Annotated in this window: 13 protein-coding genes; 2 read left to right on the forward strand and 11 right to left on the reverse strand. The window is 62.7% G+C overall.

Annotation, left to right across the window (positions count from 1 at the left end; all coding sequences use genetic code 11):
- Positions 1-5: 5 nt before the first annotated feature.
- A complete protein-coding gene (locus C5J24_RS16290) occupies positions 6-1,079 on the reverse strand; it encodes an amidohydrolase family protein (protein WP_105419637.1) in 1,074 nt (357 codons plus the stop codon).
- Positions 1,080-1,113: 34 nt separating this feature from the next.
- Positions 1,114-2,760 (reverse strand): GMC family oxidoreductase, encoded by a 1,647-nt coding sequence (locus C5J24_RS16295; protein WP_105419308.1) that lies wholly within the window; start codon positions 2,758-2,760, stop codon positions 1,114-1,116.
- 327 nt (positions 2,761-3,087) lie between these two features.
- On the opposite strand from C5J24_RS16295, the gene C5J24_RS16300 reads away from it, so the two are divergent.
- Positions 3,088-4,677, forward strand: a complete 1,590-nt coding sequence (locus tag C5J24_RS16300) for an ABC transporter substrate-binding protein (protein ID WP_105419309.1) — start codon at positions 3,088-3,090, stop codon at positions 4,675-4,677.
- Positions 4,678-4,793: 116 nt separating this feature from the next.
- Here C5J24_RS16300 and C5J24_RS16305 read toward each other — a convergent pair whose 3' ends face one another.
- The gene (locus C5J24_RS16305; RefSeq protein WP_172724016.1) at positions 4,794-5,360 is read right to left on the reverse strand and encodes a TetR/AcrR family transcriptional regulator; all 567 of its coding nucleotides are present in this window, start codon (positions 5,358-5,360) and stop codon (positions 4,794-4,796) included.
- 315 nt (positions 5,361-5,675) lie between these two features.
- Between C5J24_RS16305 and C5J24_RS16310 the strand changes: the two genes are divergently transcribed.
- Positions 5,676-6,041, forward strand: a complete 366-nt coding sequence (locus C5J24_RS16310; protein ID WP_172724017.1) for a hypothetical protein — start codon at positions 5,676-5,678, stop codon at positions 6,039-6,041.
- A 74-nt stretch (positions 6,042-6,115) separates the two neighbouring features.
- On the opposite strand, the gene C5J24_RS16315 is transcribed toward C5J24_RS16310, so the two are convergent.
- From C5J24_RS16315 to C5J24_RS16350, 8 genes are all read right to left on the reverse strand, one after another.
- Positions 6,116-7,027, reverse strand: a complete 912-nt coding sequence (locus C5J24_RS16315) for an ABC transporter permease (protein ID WP_105419314.1) — start codon at positions 7,025-7,027, stop codon at positions 6,116-6,118.
- Complete coding sequence (locus tag C5J24_RS16320) at positions 7,024-7,983, reverse strand: ABC transporter permease (RefSeq protein ID WP_046636899.1); 960 nt, start codon at positions 7,981-7,983, stop codon at positions 7,024-7,026. The genes C5J24_RS16315 and C5J24_RS16320 overlap by 4 nt, the downstream gene beginning before the upstream one ends.
- A gap of 172 nt (positions 7,984-8,155) precedes the next feature.
- The gene (locus C5J24_RS16325) at positions 8,156-9,721 is read right to left on the reverse strand and encodes an ABC transporter substrate-binding protein (protein ID WP_105419316.1); all 1,566 of its coding nucleotides are present in this window, start codon (positions 9,719-9,721) and stop codon (positions 8,156-8,158) included.
- 51 nt (positions 9,722-9,772) lie between these two features.
- Positions 9,773-10,843 carry an ABC transporter ATP-binding protein gene (locus C5J24_RS16330; RefSeq protein ID WP_245446663.1) on the reverse strand — a complete coding sequence of 357 codons (1,071 nt, stop codon included), beginning with the start codon at positions 10,841-10,843 and terminating at the stop codon, positions 9,773-9,775.
- Positions 10,840-11,871 (reverse strand): ABC transporter ATP-binding protein, encoded by a 1,032-nt coding sequence (locus C5J24_RS16335; protein WP_105419318.1) that lies wholly within the window; start codon positions 11,869-11,871, stop codon positions 10,840-10,842. Before C5J24_RS16335 ends, C5J24_RS16330 begins: the two co-directional genes overlap by 4 nt.
- A gap of 210 nt (positions 11,872-12,081) precedes the next feature.
- Positions 12,082-12,906, reverse strand: a complete 825-nt coding sequence (locus tag C5J24_RS16340) for an inositol monophosphatase (protein ID WP_105419320.1) — start codon at positions 12,904-12,906, stop codon at positions 12,082-12,084.
- Complete coding sequence (locus tag C5J24_RS16345; RefSeq protein WP_105419639.1) at positions 12,903-13,730, reverse strand: glycerophosphodiester phosphodiesterase family protein; 828 nt, start codon at positions 13,728-13,730, stop codon at positions 12,903-12,905. The genes C5J24_RS16340 and C5J24_RS16345 overlap by 4 nt, the downstream gene beginning before the upstream one ends.
- A 38-nt stretch (positions 13,731-13,768) precedes the next feature.
- Positions 13,769-14,875, reverse strand: a complete 1,107-nt coding sequence (locus C5J24_RS16350) for an ABC transporter ATP-binding protein (protein ID WP_105419322.1) — start codon at positions 14,873-14,875, stop codon at positions 13,769-13,771.

A 14,875-nucleotide genomic window follows, 5' to 3' on the forward strand; every position in this document is an offset into this window, starting at 1 on the left:
AGGGATCAGCCTCCAAATCTCGGATAGGTGGCGAGAACGTTGTCGCGAAGGATCTTGTTCACCTTCGCTTCCGGCAGGCCCTCGGGCAGCACGTCCAGCCCCTCGAAATGCCAATGGGGATAGTCCGAGGAGAACAGCAGCATATCATCGCTGAGCAAATGGTCGAGCGTCCTGGCGACGTCCTCGACGTCGTCAGGCCCGTCGAAGGGCTGCGACGTCATGCGGATATGCCTGCGGATGATATCGGCCGGCGCGTCCTTGACCCACGGTACCTCGATGCGGGTGCCGCGCCAGTCCTTGCTCATGCGCCACATCAGCGCCGGCATCCAGGTGACGCCGGACTCGATCATCACGGCCTTCAGCTTCGGGTATTTGACGAAGACGCCCTCGGAAATCAGGCTCGCGACCTGGGTGGAGAAACCCTGCGGCTGAACCACATGGTCCTCGATCAGGAAGGAATGGAAGCCGCTATGGCTCGGCGCATGGCGGAAATTCGATCCCGCATGAATGCCGATCGGCAGGCCGTGTTTCTCCGCCGCCTCGTAGATCGGCCAATAGGTGCGGCGGCCGAGCGGCAGCTCGGTCATCGCAAGCGTCAGGACCTGCACGAAACGCCTGTCGTCGGCCCTGCGCTCGATCTCCTCGACCGCGGCCTCGACATTCTGGAACGGCACCAGCATCGATGCCCTGAGCCGGCTGTCGCGGCTCAGCCACTTGTCGGCGAGCCAGTCGTTGGTGGCGCGGCATATCGCGGCTGCGAGGTAGGGATCGAACAGGGCGTGGGCGCCTGAAACCACATTGAGGATGGCGCCTCCGAGACCCAGCGGGTCGAGCAGGTTCTTCTGCACCTGCGCGAGCGGATCACCGCTCCATGTCCAGTCCGGTCGCATATAGGGGCGGGTGCGCTCCGGATACCCCATCAGTTCCAGCACGTCGACTTCGCGTGACGTCACCATCTCCTGCCAGTAGTCATCGAGATAGGGAAGCAGGTCGGCGCGACGCGGTGTCGGCGGGTGGACGTCGCAATCGATCGCCCCGGCGGTGTCGAATCTAGCCATCTTCTTATGCGTCTCGCTCATCGTTGACATCTGTGCTGCTTTCATGTGTGCGGCCTCACGCCGCCTGCGTCCCCATCTTTTCCTCGAGTCCCAGCCTTTCCTCGCGGATGAAATCCGCCGCCTTTTCCGCGATCATCACGGTCGGGGCCTGGGTATTGCCGGAGACGATGGTCGGCATGATCGAGGCGTCGACGACGCGCAGCCCGGTGATACCGTGAACGCGCAGCCGATCGTCGACCACCGCCATGCGGTCGCGGCCCATCTTGCAGGTGCCGACCGGGTGAAAGGTGGTGTTGAGGGTTTGGCGCGCGTAGTCGAGCATTTCGTCTTGCGACTGCACGGCTGCGGTCGGCGCGATTTCCTCCGGCTCGAAAGGCGCCATGGCGGGGCTCGCAGCGATCCTCCGGACCGCTTCGATCGACCGGATCAGGATTTCGCGGTCGGCCTCCTCCTTCAGGAAATTGTGCAGGATGCGCGGCTGAGCCGAAGGGTCCCTGCCCCCAACATGGCAATAGCCGCGGCTTGCCGGCCGCAGGATGCAGGCAGACGAGGTGATGCCGGGGAACGGATGCATGGCGCCGCCGAAACTCGGCGAGGTGGCGCCGGAGACGTGGATCTGGATTTCCGGCGCCGGCGCATCCGGCGTGGTCTTGAGGAAGGCGCCCAACAGCGTCGGCGAGCCGCCAAGCGGCCCGCGTTTGGTCGCAAGATACTGCATGCCGAGCAGCATCCGGCCGAACCGCGTTCCGGCGCGGGTATTCAGCGTGTGGGTATTGCGAAGCCGGTGCTGTACCCTGATGTGCCAGTGGTCCTGCAGGTTTTCGCCGACACCCGGCAATGCGTGCAGCACCTCTATTCCCGCTGATGCGAGCACGTCCGGAGCGCCAATGCCGGAGCGTTCGAGGATGGCCGGCGAGCTATAGGCACCGGCCGACAGAATGACTTCCCGCCCCGCTTTCGCCTCGTGGTTCCGGCCATCCAGGCTGAACACGACTCCGCTCGCTTGGCTGCCCTCGAGGGTGATCCTGTCGACGAGAGCGCCGGTCACGACGGTCAGGTTGCGGCGGTTGCGGACAGGTTCCAGAAATGCGCGGGCGGTGGAATGGCGCACGCCGTTCTTGATGGTGGCGACGAAGAAGGCCACGCCTTCGTTGTCGCCGGAATTATAGTCGTCGGCAGCGGGAAGACCCTGCTCGATCGCCGCCTGGCGATAGGCTTCCAGGGCCTCCCAGCGCACATTGGGATCGGAAACCGCCCATTCACCCTCGGTGCCGTGCGCCTCGGAACCGGCCCGATGGAACGTTTCGGAGCGCTTGAAATAGGGCAGCACGCTTTCCCAGGACCAGCCACGATTGCCGAGCTGCGCCCATTGATCGTAGTCATAGGCATGGCCGCGCACATAGATGAGGCCATTGATCGCGGAACTGCCCCCGAGCATTTTTCCGCGCGGCAGGGCGAGCTGACGGCCGTTGAGGTAGGGTTCGGGCTCGCCCTTGTAGAGCCAGTCATATTGGGGCCTGCCGATGAGATGGGCGAGACCGAGCGGCATGTCGACGTAGAAGCCGCGCCCCTCGCCGCCGCCCTCGATCATCAGCACCTCGACCGTCGGGTCCGCAGACAGCCGGTTGGCCAGAACGCAGCCTGCCGTGCCACCGCCCACGATGACGTAATCGTAGATACGGGAATGCTCGAACGCACCCATGGTCTCTCCTCCACTTTCCGCAACAGGCAGCCGCGCGCCTCACGATCACGGCGCCAAAACGGGCACCGGAACAGCTAAGGACACAACGGCCGCACAATCACAGCCTCCCGTATAATCATGGCATACGAGCCGGTTGGAAGGAAGTCGTGTTGCGGCAAAACCGAATACAAAAGTATACATTGATATCCTCCTGCTGTAGGTTTCCCCTACGGCAGGTTGCCGCAATTCGGGAGGAGGAAGCCGAATCGCGGGTGCGATGTATGCATCACCAACCTTGTCGGCATGAGTTTGTTTCATCAGTTTGTTTCATTGGGGAGGAGCCCGGAGATGAGCAAGACGAAGGACGGCGTGCCGTCGATCATCCATGACAGCAGGATCAACCGTAGAACGCTTCTGGCGTCCGGCGCAGCGCTGGGAGGCGCGATGCTGCTGCCCGGACAGATGTTCGCCCAGACGCCGCAGGCCAAACCGGGCGGCACCTTGCGCATCGCCATGCCGTTCAACCCAGCCGCACTCGACCCGATGACCGGGCGCAACGTGCCGGATTTCAACGCGCTTTATGCGTTGTTCGACGCGCTGATCGCCTTCGATCCGGCGACGATCGAGCTGAAGCCGATGCTGGCCAAGGACTGGACCTTCACCGATCCGACGACGCTGGTGCTCAACCTTGTCGATGGCGTGAAATTCCATGACGGCACGCCTTTTAGCGCCGAGGCCGTGAAGTTCAATCTCGACCGCTTCATCAACGATCCGCGTTCCAACGTGAAATCGGACCTGGTTTCGGTCGCGTCTGTGGCGGTCACCGGCCCGAGCCAGGTGACGATCAAGCTGAAGCAGCCGAACTATTCGCTACCGACCATCCTGACCGGCCGTGTCGGCTGCATCGTCTCGCCCGCCTCCATCAAGGCGGCCGCCGACGGCAATGTCGATCGCAATCCCGTCGGCACCGGACCGTTCAAGTTCGCCGAGTGGCGCGACAACGACCTGATCCGTGTCGAGAAGAACCCGAACTACTGGCAGCCGGGCCTGCCCTATCTCGACGGCATCAACTTCCGCATCATCAACGAGCTGAACACCGCCGCGCGCACGGTGACGGCCGGTGAAACCGATCTCGCGCTCAACATGGCCGCGCAGCAGATCGCCACCGCCCGCCGGGTGCAGGACCTGACGGCCGAAGCCAACCCTTCGATGATCTTCTTCACCCTGATGATGAATTTCGCCAAGCCGCCGCTCAACGACCTCCGGGTCCGGCAGGCGATGAACTACGCCATCAATCGCGACGAACTGAACCAAGTCCTGATGCTCGGCCTCGGCGAGCCGACCTCGACCATGTTTCCCAAGGATTTCTGGGCGGTGGATGGCGACACGGCGCATTTCTACAAGCACGATCCGAACAAGGCGCGCAGCCTGCTGGCGGAGGCCGGCTATCCGAAGGGCCTGGAAGTCGAAACCTGGAGCTGGCCGGACCAGACGTCGATGCAGCGCATGGAACTGGTCGGCAACCAGCTCGAACAGGTCGGCATCCGCCTCAAGGTCACCCCCTCGCCCCCTCAGGTGGTCAACCAGCGCTTCTACATCGAGGGCCAGGGCGCGATGATCCTCAACCCGCAGGGCGGCTGGCTCGACCCGAGCCAGACCTACGAGCGGCTGTTCGGAGCGACCGGCCAGTTCAACGCAGGCAAGGTGGAAGATCCCCAGTTCCGCAAGCTGCTCACCGCGACAGGTACTTCGGCCGATGCCGGCGAACGCAAGAAGGCATTTGCCGCGCTCCAGCGCTTCGTCGTGGAGCAGGCCCTGCACCTGCCGCTGGTGACCTCGGCCGCCATGTCGATCCGCAACAAGAAGGTCAAGGACTTCCGATACGACCGGCTGCACTCGCCGCGCTTCCATCGCGTCTGGCTCGACCAGACCGCGTGATCCGCATACCAAGATACGATAGACGCGACGAAACAGCCCGACCGCGAGGCCGGGCTGTTTCGCATCTAGATTGCTCCGTTGTCACTCACCTTTCCCAAGCTTTACAGATTTGTAAGCTACTTGAGCTGTGGGAGTTCGGCACAGGCGAGACGGCGATACATCGACGCCATTTGCTCTGGCGCTATTCGTGCTCCGGAATCTAGCCACCAGATAAGCAGGGCCATAAAGCTTCCGGTGAAGAACGCGACGATCATCGGCTGAGGAATAAAGCTCTCCTCTGCAGAGACATCCGAGGTATGAATCTGCTTTCGAAGGAGGTCTCCAAATATTTGATCTATTCGGGCCAGAGCAATTGTTCTTCCTCGTCCGCGCCGGAGGGCTTTGTAAGAGCCGTAGTGATTGCGGGCATGCTGGAAAATCGGTTCGACAAAGTCGAAGGGGATGTTTGAGCCAATTGGACGTTGCCTTTCGATTTCGTTGAGCAGGTGCTCGAACACGCTTCGTTTGAGATCATCTTTGCCGGTGAAATGCAGGTAAAAGGTCGAGCGCGCGACGTTCGCCTCCGTGCAGATGTCATTGACTGTCACATTTTCGTAGCCCCTGGAGTGAATGAGGCTTTTCAGCGCGTGTTGAAGGGTGGTGCGGGTACGGTTGATCCGCCGGTCCCGAATTGGAGCCTGCATGCGTCCTCCACTGGTCATTCGCAGCCAAGTGTCCAAAAAACTTCATTCTGCGCATTCTGTTCGTTGATCCCATCCTGGACAACGTGTCACCGAATATTACGCCCGCTCCCGATAGCCAGCAAGCAGGAGGGGTTATCGCTCACGCCCACTCAAAGGATTCAGATGCTCTTCAGTCCGCATGTTCGAAAGGCAGCCCTGGTTCTTCACGTCGCTACCTCGGTAGGTTCAATAGGCTCCGTCGCCACCTTTTTGGCTTTGGCGGGAACAGGGCTGGTGACGTCAGAATCGGAGTTGTTCTCAGGTGTTTATCCATCGATGGACTTGATCACCTTGGTCGTTATCGTCCCCCTTCTTGGCTCGGCGCTGCTGCTTGGCATCATTCAAGCACTCTTCACCCCGTGGCGACTACTCGATCATTGGTGGGTGCTCGCCAAGCTGGTAATTTCCATAGCTATTCTAGCGGTTCTCCTTGCACAGCTGCCAGGGATTGCCAGCCTGGCTGATGCCAGTGTTGCGAGACTCCCTTTTCCCCCAGAACTGAGGCGAATTCAGCTTTCGGTCGTAGTCCATTCTGCGGCAGGGTTGATCGTGCTTCTCATTCCTCTCCTGCTTTCCATTTACAAGCCGTGGGGACTGACGGCTTTTGGAAGGCGCAAAGCCGAACGAAGACTTCGTCGATGACGTCGACAAGACAAGATCGCAAGGACCTGCCGGATATGACCCGGATTGAACAGGATCTGCTCTAAAATCGGGAATTACCGGCGCTTGATGGTCGGATCGAGGAGCACGCGGATCGATTCGCCGAGCGTGTTGAAGGCGAGCGCCGTGAACAGGATGGCGAAACCCGGCGCATACATCTGTTCGGGCGCAACCTCGACATAGTGGTAGGCGCGCGCCAGCATGCCGCCCCAGCTCGACTCAGGGGGCTGGACGCCGAGCGACAGGAAGCTCAATCCAGCCTCCGCCAGAAGCGCCACGGCCAGCATCAGTGTCACCTCGACGATGACAGGCTGAATGGCATTGGGCAGGATATGGCGCAGGATCAGGTGCAGTCGCGATGCACCGAAACCGGTCGCGGCCTCGACATAAAGGGCGTTCTTCACCACCAGCGTCTGCGCCCGCATCGTCCGGGCAAGCACCGGCGCGAAGGCGAAGCCGACGGCGATCATCGCATTGGTGAGGCCTATGCCGAGCGCGCCGGTGACGGCGACGGCCAGCACGAGCGGCGGAAAGGCAAGGACCCCATCGATGATGCGGCTGCCGACCTGATCGACCCAGCCGCCGACAAAACCAATGAAGACCCCGAGCGGCAAGCCGATCGCCACGCCGATGCCGACTGCGAGGCTTGCGGCATAAAGCGCGTTGTAGGAACCGTATATCAGCCGGCTCAGCGTATCGCGGCCAAGGTCGTCGGTGCCGAGCCAGTGCGCACCGCTCGGCGGCGCCAGAAGGTCCATCAGGTTCTGCTTGTTGGGCGCATAGGGCGCGATCACCGGCGCGAAGATCGCCGCCAGAACCAGGACGGAGAGGTAGGCAAGGCTGATCAGCGCCCGCTTGTCGGCCCACAGCCAAGCCCAGAAGCGGAAGCGGACGGGAGGCGGAAGGGTCTGTCGGGAAACCGGCGCGGCAGCGGTTTGGGTGATCGCGGTCATGTTCGTATCGGTCATGTGGAGGCTGCCACTCTGGGATCGAAAGTCGCGTTGAGCACGTCGACCAGGAGATTGGTGAGGATCACCACCAGCACCAGCACCAGCGCCACACCCTGCACCACCGGGAAATCCTTGTTGAGCGCCGAATAGCTGATGAGGTTGCCGACGCCGGGGATGGCGAAGACGGCCTCGATGATGACGGCGCTGGAAAACAGCCGGTTCACCTGCAAGCCGGCAATTGTCAGCATCGTCGCCGCCACGTTGCGCAGCCCGTGCTTCCAAAGGATGGCGCCGGAACCAAGCCCCTTGGCGCGTAGCGTGCGAATATATTGCGATCCCAACACTTCGAGCAGCGCGCTGCGCACCTGCCTCGCCAGAACCGCGACCACGCCGGTGGAGAGTGCTACCGCCGGAAGGGTTGCGTAATAGAGCGACTCCAGCGGTTTTTCGAAGACGGACACCGCGCCGGTCGCCGGGAACCAGCGGTAACCGAGTGAAAAGAGCGTCACCAGAATGATGCCGAGCCAGAAATTGGGCACCGCGACACCGAGCGAGGCGACGCTGGTGATGATCTTGTCGAGCGTGGTGCCCTGGCGCGTCGCGGCAAGAATGCCGAGGGGAATGCCGAGTGCGGCGCCGAGAACCAGCGCATAGAGCACCAGCAGGACCGTGTGCGGCAGGCGCGAAAGGATCAACCGCAGGACGGATTCGTTCGAGAACAGTGAATGGCCGAGATCGCCCTGCAGGGCATTTCCCAGCCAGAAGAAATATTGCACCAGCATCGGACGGTCGAATCCGTAGATCTGGCGGATTTCCGCGATCCGTTCCGCCGTCGCATAGTCGCCCGCGATCATCATGGCCGGGTCGCCAGGCATCATGTAGACGAGGGAAAACACCACGAAGGTGGCCACAATCATCACGGGCACCAGCTGCATGAGCCTTTGCGCAACCATCCCGGGGACGCCGTACATCATCGATACTCCGTCAATCCGCAATTGACGCCAGCCAATTCGGGGCCGGCGCGGGAACACCGGACGCGCAGAATACTGCCTTCCGATGTAGGGGGCGGCACGGGCGAAACCGCAGCGCTCCAGTTCCGGGCGATCCCCGGCGCGATGGTCGCATCGGGGATCGCATCGCTTGGGCTCAGGCCTCCATCCACACCTTGTGGAAGCGCGGGCGCTGCAGCAGGCTGAAATTGAAGCCGTGCACCTTCGGCGTGCGAATGATGATGCCGGCAGACGAGAACTGCGGCAGGTGCAGCGCGTTTTCCAGCACGAAACGCTGCATCTTGTGGAGCACGTCCTTGCGTTTGGCATTGTCGAACGTGTTCATCGACGCATCCATCAGTTCGCGATAGCCGGGCAGCTCGATCTTGGCCGCGTTGCGGTAGGCCGTTGCCGAGAACTGGCGATCGTAGGCCGTTGCCGGATCCGGAAGACCGCCGGTCGGGGTCATCAGCATCTGACCCTTCTTCTCGGTGAGGAAGTATTGCATCGTCTGCGCCGGCTGCGCCGGAGTGACCTTCAGCCGGATGCCCGCCTCGGCAAGCTGGGCGCCCAGGACTTCCTGACGCTGCACCGCCGCCTGGTCGGCCCAGGTGAAGGTGGCGATCTCGATGCCGTTTGCGAAACCTGCCGCCTTCAGCAGCGACTTGGCGCGGTCGAGGTCCAGCTTGTAATAGTTTTCGGTCGCGGGATCGTTGGCCCAGAAGCCCGAAGGGAACATGCTGCAATGTCCGCCGCCGAGACCGCCCCACAGGACCTGATTGAGCACCGGCCGGTCGAGCGCCCAGTTCATGGCCTGCCGAACGCGAACGTCCTTCAGCGGCCCCTCACCGTAATTCAGGAAGGCGGTGTAGTAGATCATCGAGGGCGTCGCTTCGGCGATCAGCTTCGGGTCACGCTTGGCCACAGCCATCTGCTGCGCGCTCATGTTGAGAACGATATCGGATTCACCCGCGGTCACCGTACGGACGGCCGTATTGAACTCGTTGACGATGCGCATGTCGACGCCGTCGAGATAGGGCTTTTCACCCCAGTAGTTGGCGTTTTTCACGACCTTGATCAGGGTGTTGTCCTGCCATTCGACGAACTTGAACGGCCCGGTGCCGACAGGCGTGCGATCGACATTGCCGCCGGCGGCAGCCTTGACCGAAGCGGGCGACACGATGAGGCCGGCGCGATCGGTCAGGATCGCAGGCAGGGTGGCGTCCGGATATTTCAGCTTCATCGAAACCTGATACGGCCCGGTGGCCTCGACCTTGTCGACGACGGCAAGGTCCGATTTCACGTTCGAGCGGTCGTAGGTGCTGCAGCGCTGCAGGTGGAAGACCACCGCCTCGGCATTGAAGGGCGTTCCATCATGGAACTCGACGCCCTGGCGCAGTTCGAGAACCAGCGTCGTCGGGTCCGTGAATTTCCAGGAGGTGGCCAGCATCGGCTGCAGTTCGAGCGTCTGCGGATCAAAGCCGATCAGCGCGTCGAACATCAGGAGAAGGGCGTTGAAATCGGGATTGTTGCGGCCCGTCAGCGGGTCGAGCGCGGCGGGGTTGAACGGCATCACGGCCCTCAGAGTGCCGCCGGATCTCGGTTGCGGGGCCTGAGCCCGCGCCGTTGCCGGCAGCAGGGCCAGGCCGCCGGCGGCGACCGTTCCGGCCAACAGCGAACGACGGCTAATATCGGGTATCTTTCCAAATAGATTTGTGGTCACGTCTTCTCCTCCATCATCCATGACCGGCCGTCTTCGGCCGCTATATCAGCGTCACATCATGTCAGCGCCCTGTGCGGCAGCGCCTTGGCGGGCGCCGTTCCTTTCCGCAGGATCAAGACTTCTCCCCTCCTTTTCGCCCAGCATCTCCTCGGCGAAATGGCAGGCGACATGCCGCCCGGGCAGCAGTTCGCGCTGCGGGGGTTCCTGCGTGCGACAGATGTCGCGCACCCGCGGGCAGCGCGTGTGGAAACGGCAGCCGCTTGGCGGCGCGATCGCGCTCGGTATCTCGCCCTGCAGGATGATCCTCTGCCGGGCATCGGTGGCCGTGGGGTCGATCTCCGGTTCGGCCGAGCGCAGCGCCTCCGTATAGGGATGCAGCGGCGTTTCGATTACGGCGTGGGCGGGGCCGACCTCGACGATCTTGCCGAAATACATGACGGCCACCCGGTCGCTGATATGGCTGACCACCCGCAGGTCATGGCTGATGAAGACGTAGGTGAGGCCGAACTGCTCCTGCAGCCGGGCGAATAGATTGAGCATGTCGGCCTGGATCGACACGTCGAGCGCCGCCACCACCTCGTCGCAGACGATCACGTTCGGATCCAGCATCAGCGCACGGGCGATATTGGCGCGCTGCTTCTGGCCGCCGGAAATCTCGTGCGGATAACGGTTGGCCATTTCGGCCGACAGCGACACCCGGTCGAGCATCGCGAACGCCTTTTCACGCCGCTCGGCCTTCGTCCCCTCGCCGGCAATGTTCAAGGGCTCGCAGATGCTCTGGAGGATGGTCATGCGCGGATCGAAAGCCGCATTCGGATCCTGCGAGACGATCTGATACTTGCGCCGGTGGCGGTTGAGTTCGCTGCGGGAAAACTTGAACGGATCGATACCGTCATGCAGAACGCCGCCGCCGCTTGGACTGAGCAGACCGACGAGACAACGTCCGAGCGTCGACTTGCCGGAGCCGGATTCGCCGATCACGCCGAAAATCTCGCCCCTGCGGACACTGAAGCTGACCCCGTCGACGGCGCGGATCAGCGAGCCGCGCCGAGGATTGCCGAAAGTGACATGCAGATCATCGACATCAAGCGCCGACTGCTCGGAAGGAGCGCTCAAACTCATGCCCCGACCCCTCTCAATGCGAGTTCTTCCCAGCGATTGCAGCGCACTTCCCTGCGATCAACATCCTCTACGCCCTCGTTCTCGATGCTCTGGGGCAGTTCGCAGGGCTGCATTGAATAGGAACAGCGCGGCCCGAAGCGACAGCCCTTCGGCATGTGACGTAGCGACGGCACGCGGCCGGCGATCGAGGGCAGCGTGCCGCGTGCGCGGTTGCTGTCGGGTATCGAGTGCAGTAGACCGGCCGTATAAGGATGGCGGGGACCAGCGATGACGTCCCTCACAGGACCGCCCTCGACCACCTGCCCTGCATACATCGTGACCATCCGGTGGCAGCTCTGCGCGACCAGACCGAGATTGTGGGTGATGAACATGATGGCCGTGCCGGTGCGGTCGGCCAGGCCTAAAAGCAGGTCCATGATCTGCGCCTGGATGGTTACGTCGAGAGCCGTGGTCGGCTCGTCGGCGATGAGCAGGCGCGGTTCGCAGACCAGCGCCATGGCGATCATCACCCGCTGGCGCATGCCGCCCGAAAGGTTCATCGGATAGAGCGTCGCGACGTGGCGCGGCGATGCGATGCCGACCGAATTTAGCGCCGCGATGGCACGTTCCGAAGCCTCCCGACGGCTGAGCTTGAAATGTCGTTGAAGGGTTTCCTCGATCTGGTACCCCACGGTGAACACCGGGTCGAGGGCGCTCATCGGCTCCTGGAAAATCATGCTGATGTGCCGGCCGCGAATGCGATTCATCTGCGATTCAGAACAGGCGGCGAGGTTCTGGCCACCGAACAGAATCTTACCACCAAGGCGAGAATCGCGCGGCGGCAGGAGCCGGAGAATGGAGAGGGCGGTCATCGACTTGCCACAGCCACTCTCGCCGACAACGCCGAGAATTTCCTTCGGCTTCACCGAAAGCGAAACATTGTTGAGGACTTCGACCCAACCTGATTGGTCACGCAGTGACAATGTCAGGTTCTGGATATCCAGAAGCGTGTCCTGGCCGGCCATGGTGGTCTCGGCAAGCTGCTGCATCCGGCCCTGATCCTCCTATCAGTCCGCTGCCCGCTTGATCAATATGTGACATGCGGGCGGCTGCTACGCATTCTCCTCACCGCGCCGAAGCCCCGTCAGGGATCCTGATACGCGATATAGACTCCTCCCCGAGAGCCCGATCATGTATACATTACACGTCACGATGACGAAAGCCAGAATGAAAATTGCCGTTGTCCAACGCCTGGGCTTTCAGCTCAGGCTCTCGCGGATTGCCTCCCAGCTCGCCGCATCGGCCGCAAGCAGCAACCGTCCTTTCGCCATCGCGGGACGATAGGGTTCGCCGCTCAGAAGCCCGCTATGGCCGCCGGCTTCGCGGTGGATCAGCTCGCCCGCCGCATGATCCCACGGATTCATGTCCGCATTCAGCGAGAAGCTCATCGCTCCGGTCGCCACCATCCGGTATTCGAAGGCGGAGCAGCGCCATGTGGTGGTACGGCCGAAACGCAGGACCCGCGACGCGAACGCCGCCTGCTCTTGCGACGAGAACATGTGCAGCGGTACGAAACCGCTCATTTCGCTGACCGGAACCGGCGCGGCCACGGCAAGACGGGTTCGAATTCCGTCACGGGCGACATGCCAGGCCCCCTCGCCCGGCCGCGCCACGAGGAAATCACCGGTCAACGGATAGTGGATCAGCCCGGCGACGGTGTTTCCGCCGGAAACGATCGCCACGATCATGCCGAACAGTGGCACGCCATGGGCGAAATTCCAGGTGCCGTCGACAGGATCGATGATTGCCGCCAGTTCGGCATCCGCCAGCCGGTCGAGCAGCGCGGGATCAGCCGAGACCGCTTCCTCGCCGACGATCAGCGCCTCGGGAAAATAACCGGCGAGTGCTGCGGAAAGCCGACGTTCCGCACCCAGGTCGGCATCGGTGACGATGTCGTCCGGGGCGGTCTTGGCGCGGATGCCATCCGCCGTTATGCCGAGGAAACGAGGCAGAACCTCCGCCTCCCCCGCCTGGCGCATATCCTCCATGAGGGACTGGAGCACTGCCTCGGAAATGATCGTCATGCTCGGCGAGCCTTTATGTAGGATTTCAATGCGGCGGGCTGGTCCGTCTGGATAACGCTGATGCCCGCGTCCATCAAACGGCCCCAGATCAGACCGGGGTTGGCAAGCGCCGCACTGTCCGTCCATTCGCCACTGCCCGGTTGGTCGAGCGTGTTGACCCAGAGCGCCATGCCCGCCTTGGCGAAGGCCTCGCGGTGATGGGCGATCGTTTCGAGGCTGTCGAAGCGGATTTCGCACATGAAGGGCGAGAGTTCGGAGAGCACTGCCAGCGCGTCGCCGGTGTTTTCGGCGGTGAAACGGGCCATGCCCATGAACGGCACGCCGTCGATCTTCTGGGCACGCACCCATTCCACGTCGGCCATGCTGTGGACCTTCGTCTTGAGGTCGACATCGGCGGCCGCGCCCATCTCGCGGGCGCAGGCGGCGACTTCGGAGAACAGTCCGCGATCCTTGAGATCGAGATCGGCGAAGATGCGGCCGCGGATGACGTCCAGCGCCTGTCTGAGCGTGGGAATGGGCTGGTCGCTCACCGCGCGGCCTTCGCCGCCGTCGTCCTCGCGCAGCATGATCGCCTGCAGCTCCGCCATGGTGAAAGTCTCGGCATCGCGGTCGATGCCGGCCATGCGTTCCAACGTATCGTCATGCATCAGGAAAAGCTCGCCGTCGGCGCTCTTGCGCACGTCGAGTTCGACGATCTCGCAGCCGAGCGCAATGGCGTTCTCGATCGCCGCCAGGCTGTTTTCCGGAGCGCCGTGCCAGGCGCCGCGATGGGCAACGACGGCGCAGCTACGTGCCTGATCGGCGATGAAGTCTCGATAGTTCATGAGGGTTTCTTTCATATGGCACCTTTGGCGCCGGGCTTTCATTGGGCGCCTAAGGCACCGGGTATGGCCCGACCCGTCGCAGCATCGAAAAGATGCAGCCGCGAGGTCGGGAAGTTCAGGTCGAGTTCGAGCCGGTCGGCGATATCGGCGCCGAAGGGCGTCGCGACGCGGACGATCGAGCCGCCGAGATCGGCGGCCAGCACCGAATGGGAACCGAGATCCTCGCGGAACCGGAGCGCCGCCTTGACCACATGGCCGGTCGCCTTGCCGTCGACGACGATATCCTCAGGCCGGATGCCGAGCTGATAGGCGCCGGTCAGCGGGGCGTTCGCCACCACCTGCCCGTCGCCAAGCCTCAGCGCCGATCCGTCTCCGGTCACGGGCAAAATGTTCATCGGTGGGGCACCAATGAATTTCGCGACGAAGACCGAGGCCGGCTGGTGGTAGATGGCCTTCGGCGTATCGAACTGTTCGATCCGGCCCTTGTTGAGGATGAGGATACGATCGGCGAGCGTCATCGCCTCCACCTGATCGTGGGTGACGAAGACGGTGGTGGCGCCGATGCGGCGGTGCAGGTCGGCAAGCTCGACGCGCATGTCGTGGCGAAGCTGCGCATCGAGGTTGGACAGCGGCTCGTCGAACAGCAGCACGCCGGGTTCGCGCACGATGGCGCGGCCGATCGCGACGCGCTGGCGCTGGCCACCGGAAAGCTGTCCTGGCTTGCGTTGCAGATAGTCGGCAAGGCCGAGCATCTTTGCGACTGCTGCTACCCGCTCGGTGCGCTCGGCCTTCTGCATGCCGGCGACCTTCAGGCTGTAAGCCATGTTCTCGAACACCGTCATGTGCGGATAGAGCGCATAATTCTGGAACACCATGGCGCAGCCACGATGTTTCGGTTCGAGGTCCTGAACCTCGCGGGCGCCGATGAGGATCTTGCCGCCGCTCACCCGTTCCAGCCCGGCGATCATCTGCAACAGGGTGGACTTGCCGCAGCCGGAAGGACCGAGCACGACCGTGAATTCGCCGGCCTTGAGCTCGACATCCATCGGCGGAATGACCACCGTCTGGGCGTCGTAGGCCTTGGTCAGGCCCTTGACCGTGATGCTCGCGGCGGCCGCGCGGATGGCTGTATCTATGGCGTTCAT

Source organism: Neorhizobium sp. T25_27 (assembly GCF_002968565.1).
Classification (GTDB): domain Bacteria; phylum Pseudomonadota; class Alphaproteobacteria; order Rhizobiales; family Rhizobiaceae; genus Neorhizobium; species Neorhizobium tomejilense.

Excerpts from the sequence above, each read along its gene's own strand:
- C5J24_RS16310 (WP_172724017.1), top strand. The coding sequence starts at position 5,676 with ATGGACTTGATCACCTTGGTCGTTATCGTCCCCCTTCTTGGCTCGGCG.
- C5J24_RS16315 (WP_105419314.1), bottom strand. The coding sequence starts at position 7,027 with ATGACCGATACGAACATGACCGCGATCACCCAAACCGCTGCCGCGCCG.
- C5J24_RS16305 (WP_172724016.1), bottom strand. The coding sequence starts at position 5,360 with ATGCAGGCTCCAATTCGGGACCGGCGGATCAACCGTACCCGCACCACC.
- C5J24_RS16330 (WP_245446663.1), bottom strand. The coding sequence starts at position 10,843 with ATGAGTTTGAGCGCTCCTTCCGAGCAGTCGGCGCTTGATGTCGATGAT.
- C5J24_RS16340 (WP_105419320.1), bottom strand. The coding sequence starts at position 12,906 with ATGACGATCATTTCCGAGGCAGTGCTCCAGTCCCTCATGGAGGATATG.
- C5J24_RS16345 (WP_105419639.1), bottom strand. The coding sequence starts at position 13,730 with ATGAACTATCGAGACTTCATCGCCGATCAGGCACGTAGCTGCGCCGTC.
- C5J24_RS16320 (WP_046636899.1), bottom strand. The coding sequence starts at position 7,983 with ATGATGTACGGCGTCCCCGGGATGGTTGCGCAAAGGCTCATGCAGCTG.
- C5J24_RS16295 (WP_105419308.1), bottom strand. The coding sequence starts at position 2,760 with ATGGGTGCGTTCGAGCATTCCCGTATCTACGATTACGTCATCGTGGGC.
- C5J24_RS16290 (WP_105419637.1), bottom strand. The coding sequence starts at position 1,079 with ATGAGCGAGACGCATAAGAAGATGGCTAGATTCGACACCGCCGGGGCG.
- C5J24_RS16300 (WP_105419309.1), top strand. The coding sequence starts at position 3,088 with ATGAGCAAGACGAAGGACGGCGTGCCGTCGATCATCCATGACAGCAGG.
- C5J24_RS16335 (WP_105419318.1), bottom strand. The coding sequence starts at position 11,871 with ATGCAGCAGCTTGCCGAGACCACCATGGCCGGCCAGGACACGCTTCTG.
- C5J24_RS16350 (WP_105419322.1), bottom strand. The coding sequence starts at position 14,875 with ATGAACGCCATAGATACAGCCATCCGCGCGGCCGCCGCGAGCATCACG.